Source organism: Bacillus sp. MHSD_36 (assembly GCF_030757775.1).
Classification (GTDB): Bacteria; Bacillota; Bacilli; order Bacillales; family Bacillaceae_G; genus Bacillus_A.
In genome coordinates this window covers 359,342-374,691 of record NZ_JAVBIS010000001.1, presented here as the reverse complement: position 1 = coordinate 374,691, position 15,350 = coordinate 359,342, and the positions used below count along the sequence as shown (strand labels likewise).

11 protein-coding genes and 1 pseudogene are annotated in these 15,350 nt (G+C 36.6%); 2 read left to right on the top strand and 10 right to left on the bottom strand.

Annotated features, from left to right (window positions below):
- Positions 1-21: 21 nt before the first annotated feature.
- The 9 genes and pseudogenes from gntK to Q9B79_RS01900 all read right to left on the bottom strand — a co-directional run bounded on the left by gntK (position 22) and on the right by Q9B79_RS01900 (position 11,713).
- Positions 22-1,563: a gluconokinase gene (gene gntK / locus Q9B79_RS01940; protein WP_306182410.1), complete on the bottom strand. Its 1,542-nt coding sequence runs from the start codon at positions 1,561-1,563 to the stop codon at positions 22-24.
- A gap of 130 nt (positions 1,564-1,693) precedes the next feature.
- Positions 1,694-3,019, bottom strand: coding sequence for a gluconate permease GntP (gntP, locus tag Q9B79_RS01935; protein WP_306182409.1), 1,326 nt, complete (start codon positions 3,017-3,019; stop codon positions 1,694-1,696).
- A gap of 390 nt (positions 3,020-3,409) precedes the next feature.
- Positions 3,410-4,078: a fructose-6-phosphate aldolase gene (fsa, locus tag Q9B79_RS01930; protein WP_000667675.1), complete on the bottom strand. Its 669-nt coding sequence runs from the start codon at positions 4,076-4,078 to the stop codon at positions 3,410-3,412.
- A gap of 51 nt (positions 4,079-4,129) precedes the next feature.
- Positions 4,130-5,023, bottom strand: a complete 894-nt coding sequence (gnd, locus tag Q9B79_RS01925) for a phosphogluconate dehydrogenase (NAD(+)-dependent, decarboxylating) (protein WP_306182408.1) — start codon at positions 5,021-5,023, stop codon at positions 4,130-4,132.
- 112 nt (positions 5,024-5,135) lie between these two features.
- A complete protein-coding gene (gene tkt, locus Q9B79_RS01920) occupies positions 5,136-7,130 on the bottom strand; it encodes a transketolase (RefSeq protein ID WP_306182407.1) in 1,995 nt (664 codons plus the stop codon).
- Between the two features lie 39 nt (positions 7,131-7,169).
- The gene (zwf, locus tag Q9B79_RS01915) at positions 7,170-8,654 is read right to left on the bottom strand and encodes a glucose-6-phosphate dehydrogenase (RefSeq protein ID WP_306182406.1); all 1,485 of its coding nucleotides are present in this window, start codon (positions 8,652-8,654) and stop codon (positions 7,170-7,172) included.
- Between the two features lie 350 nt (positions 8,655-9,004).
- Positions 9,005-9,541, bottom strand: a pseudogene (locus Q9B79_RS01910) (glucose-6-phosphate dehydrogenase); the annotation flags it as partial.
- 251 nt (positions 9,542-9,792) lie between these two features.
- Positions 9,793-10,746, bottom strand: a complete 954-nt coding sequence (locus Q9B79_RS01905) for an NADP-dependent oxidoreductase (RefSeq protein WP_306182405.1) — start codon at positions 10,744-10,746, stop codon at positions 9,793-9,795.
- 13 nt (positions 10,747-10,759) lie between these two features.
- A complete protein-coding gene (locus Q9B79_RS01900) occupies positions 10,760-11,713 on the bottom strand; it encodes an LLM class oxidoreductase (RefSeq protein ID WP_306183307.1) in 954 nt (317 codons plus the stop codon).
- 429 nt (positions 11,714-12,142) lie between these two features.
- Here Q9B79_RS01900 and Q9B79_RS01895 point away from each other — a divergent pair, with 429 nt between their 5' ends.
- Together Q9B79_RS01895 and Q9B79_RS01890 are read left to right on the top strand one after the other, a co-directional pair.
- A complete protein-coding gene (locus Q9B79_RS01895; RefSeq protein ID WP_306182404.1) occupies positions 12,143-13,138 on the top strand; it encodes a zinc-dependent alcohol dehydrogenase family protein in 996 nt (331 codons plus the stop codon).
- Between the two features lie 496 nt (positions 13,139-13,634).
- Positions 13,635-14,093: an epimerase gene (locus tag Q9B79_RS01890; RefSeq protein WP_306182403.1), complete on the top strand. Its 459-nt coding sequence runs from the start codon at positions 13,635-13,637 to the stop codon at positions 14,091-14,093.
- 260 nt (positions 14,094-14,353) lie between these two features.
- On the opposite strand, the gene Q9B79_RS01885 is transcribed toward Q9B79_RS01890, so the two are convergent.
- Positions 14,354-15,148, bottom strand: a complete 795-nt coding sequence (locus tag Q9B79_RS01885; RefSeq protein WP_306182402.1) for an SDR family NAD(P)-dependent oxidoreductase — start codon at positions 15,146-15,148, stop codon at positions 14,354-14,356.
- Positions 15,149-15,350: the final 202 nt, after the last annotated feature.

Sequence of the window (15,350 nt, the reverse complement as noted above, 5' to 3'; positions counted from 1 at the left end):
TATTTTCTTGTTAAATAGCTTTTAAACCCACTTTTTTTGGTACGCTGCTATACTTTCATATTCTTCTTCCAATTGACGTGACAGACGAATATAGATTGGTGTTAAATCTTTATATTTTTCCACACTTTCCATGTTTGGTTCATGGTGAAAATTCGCACCTACCATTTCAGAAACTACATGCAACGTATCTACTTCACCTAAACTATATAAACCGAGGATGGCAGCTCCTAAGCAAGAGCTTTCAAAACTTTCCGGAACATATACGTCTTGATGGAAGATATCCGCCATCATCTGTCTCCAAAGTTCTGATCTTGCAAAACCACCTGTCGCTTGAATTTTTTTCGGTTCACCAATGAGCTCTTTTAAAGCGAGAAGAACGGTGTATAAATTATAAATTACCCCTTCTAAAACAGCACGTATAAGATGTTCTTTCTTATGATGCAATCCAAGTCCAAAGAAAGACCCTCGTGCATTTGCATTCCATAAAGGAGCTCTTTCCCCCGCTAAATACGGATGAAATAATAAACCGTCGGACCCCGGATTCACTTTTGCTGCTATTTCAGTAAGCACTTCATATGGATCTTTTCCTAAACGCTTCGCAAGCTCAATCTCTGAAGTGCCTAATTGATCACGAGCCCACCTGAAAATCATACCACCGTTATTAACTGGTCCACCAATTACCCAATGCTCTTCAGTTAAGGCGTAACAAAAAATTCTACCTTTCGGATCTGTTACAGGACGATTTGTTACAGCACGTATCGCACCACTTGTACCAATTGTAACAGCCACAACACCAGGATCTATTGCATTTACACCTAAATTGGATAGGACTCCATCACTCGCTCCTACTATAAAAGGAGTGGAAACAAGTACATTCATCTCTTTTGCAAGTTCTTCATCTAATCCTGTTAAGCTATGCGTCGTTGGAACAAGTTTAGAAAGCTTTTCATCTGTAATTCCCGCAACACGTAAAGCCTCTTCATCCCATTTTAAAGATTTCAAATTAAACATTCCTGTTGCTGATGCTATAGAATAATCAATTACATACTCTTTATATAACTTGTAAAAAACATATTCTTTAATAGAAATAAATTTATAAGTTTTTGCGAACAATTCTGCCTGTTCATTCTGTAACCAAACTAATTTCGAAAGTGGTGACATCGGATGAATTGGTGTCCCAGTACGCAAATAAATTTCATGACCATTCATATCATTCTTTATTTTCTCTGCCCAGCTTGCACTTCTATTATCTGCCCAAGTGATACATCTCGTTAACGGCTTTCCTTTTTCATCTACAGCAATGATACTATGCATTGCCGAACTAAAAGAGACACAAAGAATATCATTCGGCTGTACATGACTTGAACGTACAGTTTCTTTAATCGTATTTATTACTGCATGAAAAATTTCTTCTGGGTCTTGTTCTGCTGTTTCAGGCGTAGAAGAATATAAAGGATATTCAATTCCATGACTTGCAATAACAGATCCATCAGTAGAAAATAGAACCGATTTTGTACTAGTTGTCCCAATATCTACACCAATCATATATTTTGAGCTCACCATTTCTTCCTCCTAACAAAAATCCCTACAGTATCCTAATAATATAAGAACCATAAAAATATATTTATTTTATCTGTTCATAACGTTATGTGCTAAAGTTGTCTCTCCCAATTCATATAAAAATATCTTTATTTTAAACAAACATATCGAGTAGTAGAACTCCTCCAAAAGCGATAAATGAAAGTAAAGTTTCTAATACCGTCCATGTTTTAAATGTTTCTTTCACTGTTAACCCTAGGTATTCTTTTACCATCCAGAACCCAGCATCGTTTACGTGGGAAAACATGAGTGCTCCTGCACCTGTTGCAATGACGAGTAGCTCTAAATTCACACCTGTCTTATTTTCAATGATTGTTGAAACGATGCCTGCTGCTGTTGTTAAAGCGACTGTCGCTGACCCTGTCGCAATCCGAATTAAGCCTGCTACTATAAATGCTAATACAATTGGAGATAGAGCTAAATGCTCAGACATTTGAGCAATAGCATTACCTACACCACTATCAATAAGAATTTGCTTAAATCCGCCACCAGCACCAATAATCGCAACAATTGAACCTATTGGTAATAAGCTATCTTCTGTTACCTTCTTAATAGCCTTTTTATCGATACCTTGACGAAATCCAAGAAAATAAAACGCTGCAAAACATGCAATCAATAACGCAATAATAGGACTACCGATTAATGTGACTATCTTCATCAAAGTAGTAGAAAGCGGAACATACGGAGCTGCTGCTGCTAACACCATTAACATTACAGGTAACAATATAACTAAAAATGAAACTCCTATTCCTGGTAATTTCGTTGATTTTGTATTTACACGAATCAATTCTGGCTCATTTTCAGGAATTACACGTTTGTGAATCCATTTAGCGAATATAGGACCTGCAATAATCGCTGCAAAAAATGTAATAATGAGTGAATAAAGAAGTACCTTCCCAAGATTCGCTTTATAAATACCAATTGCAACGATTGCCCCTGGATGCGGAGGAACAAGGCCGTGTACGACAGATAACCCAGCAATTGCTGGTAATGCTATCAATAAAATATTTTGTTTCGTTGTTTTATGAATAGAAATTACCAACGGCAATAATATTAAAATACCTACTTCAAAAAACACTGGAATTCCAATAATAAAACCCGCAATTAACATCGCCCATGGTAAGTTTTTTATTCCAAAGGATTTAATAAAGAACTCTGCCACCTGCATTCCAGCACCTGACTCTGCCATCATTTTCCCTAAAATTGTACCTAATACTAAAATACCTACTAAATGTCCAAGAACACTTCCGACTCCCGTTTCATAAGCACTCACTATTTTATCCATTGGCATTCCAGACATAATTGCTAAAAACAAACTTGCAATCGTCAAACTAATAAACGCATGCCATCTCCACCACGATACCCCTAAAATAACAATTACAATTGATAATAATGTAATCATTAAAAGGTACATATTCATACGCAATTCCCCCCTTTGTGTAAACCCTTTCAAAAATGCTATACAATGAAAAGAACCTATATAGTTCTTTCTTGAGTAAGAATTTATATATCGAAATACAACTCATCTTCACAACATAATAATTTATATAAAAAGAATCTCCCTTACCAGAGATATATGTTACCTACTCTCTCTGATAAGGGGATTTCTCTTTCATAATTGTAATGTTATTGTGATAAACGCTACGCGTAAGCAAATTTTCCTTCTTCAAAAGTGAATGACACTTTCTTCTCTTGCTATTTTCACATAGTAAGACTCCAAACTCGGGATCCAAGTTAAACGATGAAGTTACCTAGGAATCTTTCCTCTCATGAAAAGCAATTTTCGGAAAGTCTCCTTCACTTTCATATATTATAATTTAGGTGCTTTCGCCCAATCTGCAGCGAACTTTTCAATACCTTGATCTGTTAATGGATGCATAGCAAGTTGTTCAATTACTTTATAAGGGATTGTTGCAATGTGAGCACCTGCCATCGCTACACGAGTTACATGATCTGGGTGTCTCACAGAAGCTGCAATAATTTGTGTATCTAATTGATGAATATCGAATAGTTCTGCAATTTTCGCAACTAATAGTACACCATCTTCAGAAATATCATCTAAACGTCCTAAAAATGGAGAAACATACGTTGCACCTGCTCGAGCCGCTAAAAGGGCTTGGTTCACAGTGAAAATAAGTGTAACGTTCGTTTTCACACCTTTTTCAGTAAGATAGCGACAAGCTTCTAATCCTGCTAGCGTCATCGGAAGTTTTATTGTAACTTTTTCATCGCCACCGTTAATTTTAATCAGTTCTTCTGCTTGGGCGATCATTTCTTCAGCTGTAACAGCATCTGGCGTTACTTCTGCCGAAACAGATTCAACTTTAGGTACTGCCTGACAAATTTCTGCAATACGGTCTTCAAACTTAATGCCCTCTTTTGCTACTAAAGACGGGTTCGTTGTAACACCAGCTAAAACTCCAAGTTTATATGCTTTTTTTATGTCCTCAAGATTTGCAGTATCAATAAAAAACTTCATGATCTATTCCCTCCATTTTTTAAACGTCAATGAGTTAAATTTTTAAGATGTTTATTTCTTTTCTACTGCATGTCCGCCAAATTCATTGCGCAGAGCTGCTACAACTTTCCCTGTAAATGTATCATTGTCTAATGAGCGGTAGCGCATTAATAACGACATTGCGATAACAGGAGTTGCTGTTTGAAGGTCTAATGCTGTTTCTACTGTCCATTTTCCTTCACCAGAAGAATGCATAACCCCCTTAATTTCATCCAGTTTTGCATCTTTAGAAAATGCATTTTCAGTTAATTCCATTAACCATGAACGGATTACTGAACCGTTGTTCCATACTTTTGATACTTTTTCATAATCGTAGTCAAATTCACTTTTCTCTAGGATCTCAAATCCTTCACCAATAGCAGCCATCATACCGTATTCAATTCCGTTATGAACCATTTTTAAGAAGTGACCACTACCAGCTTTTCCAGCATATAAGTATCCATTTTCTACAGCTGTATCACGGAAAATAGGTTCAACGATATCCCAAGCTTCTTGATCTCCTCCGATCATGTAACAAGCACCATTACGAGCGCCTTCCATTCCGCCAGAAGTACCTGCATCCATAAAGTGAATACCATCTTTCTTTAGTTGCTCATATCGGCGAATAGACTCTTTATAATGTGAATTACCCGCTTCAATTAAAATGTCTCCTTTTGAAAGCAATGGTGTAACTTCATCAATAACAGAATCAACAACAGCGTGTGGTACCATAACCCAAAGAACTCTTGGTGATTGTAATGACTGAACAAGTTCATTTAAACTAGATGCACCTGTTGCCCCATACGCTTTCATTTCTTCCACTGCACTTGCATTCAAATCGAATGCTGCTATTTCATGTTTATGATCCATTAAATTTTTCCCTAAATTCAATCCCATTTTACCTAACCCAATTAATCCTACTTGCATAATATAATTCCTCCTCAAATCATCTTTTATTAAAAATCCATATCACTACAATCTGGAATACCTTTCAGCACTGATATGTTGATATGTACAGAAAGGTATTCACAGTCATAGCTTAAGAATTCAATACATTTTTAGTAATTTGAACAACATTTTCTGTCGTAAATCCAAATAGATTCATGACTTCAGCTCCAGTTCCTGAAGCTCCAAATGTTTCAATTGATAGTACTTTTCCTTCTTGTCCTACATAACGTTCCCAACCGAGAGATACACCCATCTCAAGAGATACTCGTTTCGTTACAGAAGACGGAAGAACGGATTCTTTATATTCGTTCGATTGGCGATCGAATAATTCCCAGCTCGGCATTGCAACGATACGAACAGAGACATTGTCTTCTTCTAGTTTCGCTTTTGCATTAGCAGCTAAAGAAACTTCAGAACCTGTCGCAATTAAAATCACATCTGGATTGTCATTCGTTTGTGTTAATACGTAAGCTCCTTTAGAAAGATTCTCTATGTTCGCTTTCGTTTCATGAAACACCGGTAAATTTTGACGACTCAGTACTAAAACGACTGGACCATCCGTTTGCTGTAATGCATAAGCCCACGCACTTGCTGTTTCATTTGCATCTGACGGGCGGATAACTGTTAAACCAGGAATTGCCCGAAGAGCTGCCAAGTGTTCAATTGGTTCATGCGTTGGACCATCTTCTCCTACAGCAATCGAATCATGTGTAAATACGTAAGTAACAGGTAACTTTTGCAATGCAGCCAGTCGAATAGATGGACGAAGGTAATCATTAAATACAAAGAATGTACTTATGAATGGTTTTACTCCGCCATGAAGGGCCAGTCCATTCGCTGCCGCACCCATTGCATGTTCACGTACACCGAAGTATATATTTCGGCCAGCATACGATTCTACCGCATACACTGCTTCACCTTTTATATCTGTCATCGTAGAATGAGAAAGATCCGCACTTCCACCGAAAATAGAAGGAATCGATTTCACATAATGATTAATAGCTTCCCCACTTGCAACACGAGTTGAAATCGTTTTTTCAGTATCGAAGGATAAAATGTCTTTCGCTTCGATTAAAACTTCACCTGTAATCGCTTTTTCTAATTCATCTGCTAGTGCAGGGTTTGACTCTCTGTATAAGTTGAACTGCTCATTCCAGCCATGTTCTTTTTCAATACCTTTTTGTTTCAGTTCATTAAAATGAGCTGTTACTTCTTCAGGTACAAAAAAGTCTTTTTCATAATGCCAACCATACACTTGTTTTGTCGCTGTCGCTTCTTCTACTCCAAGCGGGTTACCATGTGCTTTGTTCGTTCCAGCAACTTTTGGACTTCCGTAACCTATAATGGTTCTAATTTCTATAAGAGTAGGTTGGTCCGTATTGTCTTTCGCTAATTGAATCGCTTTTGTAATCGCATCAACATCGTTTCCATCCTCAACTCTTACATATTGCCAACGTGCAGATTCTACCCTTTTCTGCATATCTTCAGAGAAAGCAATGTTTAATTCACCATCAAGTGAAATTTCATTTGAATCATACAGCACAATTAACTTGCCAAGTTTCATATGTCCTGCCATTGACATCGCTTCATAAGCGACACCCTCCATTAAATCACCGTCTCCAACTAAAGCGTACGTATTGTGATCTATAATAGAGTGACCATCCTTATTAAACTTCGCTGCTAAATGCGCTTCTGCCATTGCCATTCCGACAGCATTGGCAATCCCTTGTCCTAACGGGCCTGTAGTCGCTTCAACTCCAGAAGTGTGACCAAACTCAGGATGTCCTGGCGTTTTACTATTTAATTTTCTGAAGTTTTTCAAGTCATCAATTGAAACGTCATATCCAGCTAAATGAAGTAGGCTATATAATAAGCTAGACCCATGTCCCGCCGATAAAACGAAACGATCACGGTTAAACCATTTTGGATGATTAGGATTATGATTTAAATGATTCGCCCATAATGCATAAGCCATTGGCGCTGCTCCCATCGGAAGACCTGGATGACCTGAATTTGCCACATTAATAGCATCAATTGATAACGTACGAAGTGTATTCACTGCTAATTGATTTATGTTTTGTGTCATAGTAATCGTCCTCCTAAATGCTTTCATGAAAGAAAGTACTTATTTTTCCGTTTCTTGATCTAACCACCATTTAAATCCACTTTCTTGCAATAGTTCATTAGACGCATCTGGACCATATGAACCAGACTCATATTCATGAAGTGGTAATAAGTTTTCTTCGAATGCTTCAAGAATTGGTTGTACCCATTCCCATGACAATTCAACTTCTCTCCAATGTGCAAAGAATGTAGCGTCTCCACTCACAGCATCATGAATGAGTCTTTCATACGCTTCAGGTACTCCCACATCCGCTTGCTCACAAGTAAAGTTAATACGCATCGGTTCAATTTCTCCATTTTTCAATGGATTTTTACTATTTAACTGTAATGAAACGTTCTCACCTGGGCTAATTTCAATTATTAACAAGTTAGGTGCTGCATTTGGATTACTATCTTGATATTGCTGTTTTAACGTATTTTTAAATTCGATTACAATACGAGTAGACTTTTCTTTCATTCGTTTGCCTGTTCGTATATAAAAGGGAACGCCAGTCCAAAATGGATTATCGATCCACAAGCGAGCAGCAACAAATGTGTCTATGTTAGAAGAAGGATTTACTCCTGGCTCCTCTTTATATGCTACAACTTGCCCGCCATTTATCTCACCTGCACCATATTGTCCGCGAATGATATGGTTTTGAACGTCTTCTTTTTTCACTTTACGAAGCGTCTCCATTACCTTTCGCTTTTCCTCTCGAATTTCACATGCATTAACCTTTTCTGGCAAATTCATAGCAGTCATCATTAATATTTGTAACATATGATTTTGAACCATATCTCGAATGGCTCCTGCCTGATCATAATATCCTGCCCTTTCTTCAACCCCAACTGTTTCACTCGCTGTGATTTGTACATTCGCTATATGTTCTTTATTCCAAATCGATTGTAAAACAGGATTTGCAAACTCTAGTGCTTCAAGGTTTTGAATCATCGGCTTACCTAAATAATGATCAATACGGTATATCTCGTCTTCTTCAAACGTGCGACTAAGCTTATCATTCAGCTCACGAGCAGATGTAAGGTCGTGCCCGAACGGTTTCTCAATCATTAGGCGTTTCCATCCATCCGTTTTATCAAGTCCGCTTTCCTTAATATTTAAAGCGATTGTCTCGAAAAATTCAGGAGCAACGGAAAGGTAGAACATTCTATTCCCTTTTATATGTAGTTCTTCTTCCCTTTCACGAACGACTTGTAATAATTTCTCATAGTCTTCCGGCTTACCCACATCTAATGGACAATAGCGAAAATTATCTAAAAAACCTTCAAGTTCTGGAGTACCTTCTTCTCGATGACGGGAAAATGTCTCTATTGATTCTTTTATTCTTCCTTGAAAATCTACATGAGATACTTGGCGTCTCCCAAGCCCGATAACGGATATTCGCTTTGGAAGCTTTTGATCTCTATATAAGTTATATAGTGCGGGGTAAATTTTGCGTTTCGCTAAGTCCCCTGTCGCTCCAAATAAAACAAAGGTCATTGATTCCAATTTCAGTCCCCCTCTTGTTGTATAATCCTGGTCAATATATTAAAAATGAATTGTACAGAAGCTCATGTTTTTATAAAAAACAAAGAGTTATCAAATTCCAATTCTTTTTATACCTTTCGCCTTCTAATTGTCCCCAATATTAATAGTGCCAATTCAAAGCGTTTCTACTACAACGTACTTATTTATAGAATTTAACGAAATATTTTATATCTGATTACTTTTAGTAATTAAATAATCTTATATCTAGTATATTAACCACATAAATTATTATCGTCAATAAATATGTCTTAAATTACATACGATTTATTTCGTAATACTTTTCTAAGTTTATCCTGAGTTACCATTCATTTTCAAAGATAATGATCGATATAATAAATATCAGTTTCATCAAAATCTTCAATTAATTTTTCATTAAACTCGCGAGCAGACGTTACATGATGACCAAAAGGCTTCTCTATAATAAGACGGTTCAATCCTTTTGTAGCCCACAATCCAATTTCCTTAATATTTAAAGCAATGACATCAAATACTTCTGGTATAACAGATAGGTAAAATATGCGGTTTTCAGGAATGTTTAATTCTGCTTCACGTCTTTTTACAAGACTCAACAAATCTTGATGGTCCTCTATATTCGCTGTATTTAATTGACAATAACGAAATGTGCTAATAAATTCTTCTACTCCTGATTCTTCATCAGTAGCACTTCTAGAAAATGTAGCAAGGGATTGTTCTACCTTTGTTTGAAATTCCACATCTGACATTACCCTTCTGCCAATACCGATAATCGAAATAGATCGCGGTATATTTTCATTACTAAATAATTTGTATAAAGCAGGGTAAATTTTGCGTTTCGCTAAATCCCCTGTCGCTCCGGATAAAGTGAAACTTTAATCATTGGGGGTTTTGTTCATCCCCCAATGATTATTAGTTGAACCAATCGGGCTTTTACAGGCAGTTGCCCCCACCTAACTTCTATGATATCGCTGAATTTTGAGGTGGGGGTCTTACTGCCCGTTAATGCGGGGTAAAAGAAATGTCATTGAATCCATTTGTTCTCTCCCTTTTAAAACAATTGCTAGAATAGAATATTTAAACTCATTCGCTACTTAGCACAATACTGTCTCTAAAACCTCATACTTTACCAATGTTTCTTCAATACTATTTTGCCAAGAGCACGCTCTGACTCACTTATGTGGTGTGCTTTTTTTACACCTTCTACATGTAAAGGCAACACATGCGTGACAACAGGTTTAATCTTCCCAATCTCAATTAATTCTGTAATAAGAGAAAGTTCATATCCGTTAGGTTCAGTAAATATATGGTCACTCTCAATATTTTTCTCTCTTGCTATTTCAGTTTGCGGAATTTCCATACCTTTCGGACCATAAATAGATGCTAACTTTCCATTTGGTGCAAGCACTTTATAACTATCCTTTAGTACATCACCGCCTAACACATCAAATACAATATTGTAATTATGCAAAAGTGAAGAAAAGTCTTCCGTTTTGTAATCGACGACAGTATCAGCGCCTAGCTCCTTTACAAACTGTATGTTTTTCGTACTAGTCGTAGTTGCAACATGCGCACCGAAACTTTTCGCTAGCTGAATAGCAAACGTACCAATCCCGCCAGATCCAGCATGAATTAAAACCTTATTACCTTTTTGAACATTTGCGAACTTCACTAAACTTTGCCAACTTGTCAAACCTACAAGAGGGATTGATGCTGCCTCTTCAAAAGATAAATTCCTCGGTTTTTTCGCCACATATTTCTCATCTACAGCCACGTACTCTGCATAAGCACCGTTTCGTTCAATATCCGGACGACTATATACTTCATCCCCCACTTTACATGCTGTAACGTTCGGCCCTATAGCAGCAACTACACCTGCAACATCCCATCCTAAAACGAGCGGGAAGTCATAAGAAATTACATCTTGAAGTAAACCTTCACGTATTTTCCAATCCACGGGGTTTACACCAGCTGCATATACTTCAATCAGTACATCATTTTCTCCCAATAGCGGTGTCTGCATTTCAATCTCTTGTAGTACACTTTTATCTCCATATTGCATAAGTCCTATTGCTTTCATTCTTTTCACTCCTTTACAATGCTGGGAAATGAGGTAGTACTTCTTCTCCTAGCTCATCTAACACTTCATTAGCCGGGCGTTGACCATCAAATAGAGCAAGGAATAAATGATTCACACCAATACTTTTATATATATCAAGTAATTCAATTAGCGCCTTACGTCCTGTACGGTAACCTAAACGTATCGGTGTAAGACGTTCATTTGGATCTTCAGATAAGTCTAAATGCATCGGTTGTATAAATGGTTTGAATACATTTGGATGATAATCCTCTACTAATTCTCTCCATTGTCCAATTGCTGCCGCCTGATGCACCGGACTACGTGGGTAGTACATCCATCCATCACCATGTTCAGCGAACCAGTCCATATTTTGCTGACTAAAACCTGTAATAAAGGTTGGAACACGTTTAGACGGTTTTGGAACTAAATTCGCTCCATTCACTTCTCCTAGCGTCGACTGGATAGACGGGAAGTTTTTATACAAAATCTCTTCCAAGTAAGCAAACGCTTCTCTAAACTGTTCACCTCGCGTTTCATGACTAACACCTAACGCCTTGAAATCGGCACGTCTGTCACCTGATGAAACGCCGAGCATAATTCTTTCCGGAAACAGTTGATCCAATGTCGCAATTTCTTTCGCCACACGTAATGGATGACGAAGCGATAATACAGTTGCCGACGTTCCAAATGCGATTTTCTCTGTTTTGCTTGCTAAATACGTTAAATAAATCATCATATCGTAAATTTGACCTGTTGCAGGATCTCCAAAGTCAGGGTCTTGCAGCAAAACATCACGAAGCCATACGCCTGTAAAACCATATTGTTCCGCTTTTTGCACTAACTCTACTTGTTTTTCCATCGTTGGCGCATGAAACTGATAATTTTCAATCGGAATGTGAACTCCTAATGTAAGTTGATCTTTCGCAAACATACGATTATATCCAAAATGATTCGCAAACTTTTCCATGTGTTTCACTCACTTTCCTTCATTCATATAAATCTATACTTTTCTTTACTTCTCATATTTCTTCTCAAAATTCATTAGCGATACTATAACACCACATTGTTGCCGATTGTCATCGTTATAACTTTCTTTGTGCTACGAGTGTTATTATAAATCGGTCATAACATGAATAACAGTACGTACTTTAAAGTGATGTAGGCACTTTTAAGTACCTATACTAAGTGAGTAATAATAAACATAATGAATAAATCATGCTGCAAAAATAACATCTAGCCTTTCTTCAAAAAGCTGTACCGTTGCTTTCGCAAGTACGTTACATGATTTCACGTACTTTCCCCTTCTCTATATAAAATTCTCACTAACCAAATTCAAAATATTATACTTAATTTTCGTACTTTGCTATGCTATAACCACAAACAGGAGGTATAAAAAATGAAAGCACAAATTATCCATTCTTTTGGAGATTCATCTGTATTTCAATTAGAAGAAGTTGCAAAACCGAAACTTTTACCCGGTCATGTTCTAATTCATGTAAAAGCAACAAGTGTAAATCCAATCGATACGAAAATGCGCAGTGGCGCTGTTTCATCAGTTGCTCCTGAGTTTCCAGCTATATTACACGGGGATGTAGCAGGTATTGTTATAGAAGTAGGAGAAGACGTTTCGAAATTCAAAACTGGTGATGAAGTATATGGATGTGCCGGAGGTTTTAAAGAAACTGGTGGTGCACTTGCAGAGTTTATGCTTGCTGATGCGCGATTGATTGCTCACAAACCTAAAAATGTAACAATGGAAGAAGCAGCTGCTCTACCATTAGTTGCAATTACAGCTTGGGAATCTTTATTTGATCGTGCAAATGTGAAATCAGGTCAAAATGTGCTCATTCACGGAGCTACTGGTGGCGTAGGACACGTAGCCATTCAATTAGCTAAATGGGCTGGTGCTAAAGTTTTTACAACAGCTTCTCAGCAGAACAAAATTGAAATAGCTCATCGTCTAGGAGCCGACATAGCTATTAATTATAAAGAAGAATCTGTTCAAGAATATGTGCAAAAACATACGAATGGCAACGGATTTGAAGTTATATTTGATACAGTAGGTGGCAAGAATCTCGATCATTCTTTTGAAGCTGCTGCAGTCAATGGAACTGTCGTAACAATTGCAGCTCGTTCAACCCATGACCTCTCTCCTTTACACGCAAAAGGACTCTCTCTGCAGGTTACTTTTATGGCGTTAAAAATATTACATACAGATAAGCGTAATGATTGCGGAGAAATCTTAACGAAAATAACGCAAATTGTAGAAGAAGGAAAACTTCGTCCATTGCTAGATTCTAAATCTTTTACGTTTGATGAAGTTGCACAAGCACATGAATATTTGGAGTCGAAAGAAGCAATTGGAAAAATAGTGTTGAAAAACGTTTGGTAACTATAGTCCGATAAAAATAATGATTATTCGTTGTTGGAAATTAACAGAGTAAATAAAATTCCTTTATCGCTAACATCATTTATCTAATTTCATGATGCTAGTGATCTTAGGAAGAACAATAAAGTTGCATAAAGGTCAATTTATGCAACTTTATTTATTATAGTTTTTTAATCCCCTCTACATGTATGTTACATACATGTCCAACGGAAAAGTTATTGATATACCTGAATTACGAATACTTCAAATTGCTGCCCCTCTTCCATAAGAACCTACATATCTAAAATTTACTGTTGAACTATCTAAGCCTTGAAAACCCTAGCTGAATCCAACTATATAATTTCTTACAGTTAAAATACGAAAATAACTCATATTTTGAGGACCTCAATTGCACCCCATTTTCTGAATAAAAAATAATATTAAGCTCATACATTTAATGTGATAGTATATATTGAACTCTTCATGAAACTATCATTCATATTACTATTTAGGAGGATTTATGAGCAATCAAAATAATAATGAAGCACCAAATAAAATGGAAATCGTAGTCATGATTTTAGGACTATTTTTACCACTCTTCCTTCCTGCTCTTCTAATGCTAGCATTAGGGAAATGGATGCCAGATGAAATTGTATATTCTGGAGTCATGTCATTATTTATTCTGTCCATTGAGTTATTCATAGTAGCTGCTATTTTCACTAAGGTTTTAAGTGTATGTGGATTACCTGAAAAGAAACTAGATGAATTAGGATTTTTAGGATTTACGATTTCAGTGGTTACATCATTCTTAGCTACTTATGTAGGATATTTTGGAATAACTAAAGTTGGATTAACTTCGGTTCAACTATCACCTCATGGCATTTTAATTGTAGCGATCGTATCCACAATTATCTTAACTATTTTATTAAAGATTTTAGAGAAATTTGATAATCAAGACGAGCGAGATACAAATAAATAAAATTGTAAACTAAAAAGGTATGCTTCAAATGGAGTATACCTTTTTAGTTTGCAATTTAACATGAGAGATGCCACAGTGCTAAAAGCTTTTCCTCCTTTACAGCAAGTCAAAAAATAACAGCCGAATTTTTCTTATAGTAGAAAATTCGGCTGTTTTCATATCGCAATTTACTTTTTGTATATTTCCGTTTATAGATAAAATACAATTCATTTGTCTTACCATTTTTACCTTCAACAGAATATTATGTTGTTTTAAATTTTTTAAAATACACTACGTACTAATCCCCCGTCTATTCGCAACGCGGAACCATTAATTGCTGAAGAAAGTGGGCTGCTTAAGAAAGTGACAAGATGAGCAATTTCTTCTGGTCGAATAAGTCTTTGAATGATAGAGGTTGGTCGATTCTCTTTCATAAATCGCTTCTCAGCTTCTTCTATTGTCAATTGCTCATTAGGATACAGACTATTTAACATAGTCTCCACTCCTTCCGTTAAAGTCGAACCAGGCATTATAGTATTAACAGTCACATTCGTTCCTGTCGTCAACTCAGCTAAACTGCGAGAAAGTGAGAGTTGCATCGTTTTAGTCGCACTATAATGAGCCATTTCTTGAGATGGCATAATAGCTGCTTCGCTAGCAATAAAGATGACTCTTCCTTCTTTTCTTTCAATCATTTTTTTTAAGTACGAGCGAGTAAGTCGAACACCACTCATAATATTGACTTCAAACAATTTAAACCAATCATCATCAGGGATATCAAAATATTCTACAGGTTCAAAAATTCCTAAGTTGTTAATAAGAATGTCTACTTCAGGGTACTTTTCAATCACATTTTGGCACCCTTGTTCTGTTCCTAAATCAGCTACTACGGGTTGAAGGATAGCATCAGGATACTGCGCTCGAATTTCTTTTATCGTTTGATGAACATTTTCTTCACGGCGTCCATTAATAAGTACAGTAGCTCCTTCTGCTACTAATGAAGTGGCAATTGCTTTTCCAATCCCTGCCGTAGATCCAGTAACCAGTGCTGTTTTTCCTTTTAATTGCATATGCATATAGATCCCTCCAAATTCATGTGCTAAATGATTGACTTACGTTGGAATAAATAATTACGTTTATATTGTCGTTCACTTCTCTTATCTTTAACAGAAAATAAGCAAATCCACCCTTTTTTCAACAGAGTATAAACGAAAATTATGTAGCTATTTCACTCTGTACTGAACTAAAAATCAAAATTATCAGTATTTAGATCCACTC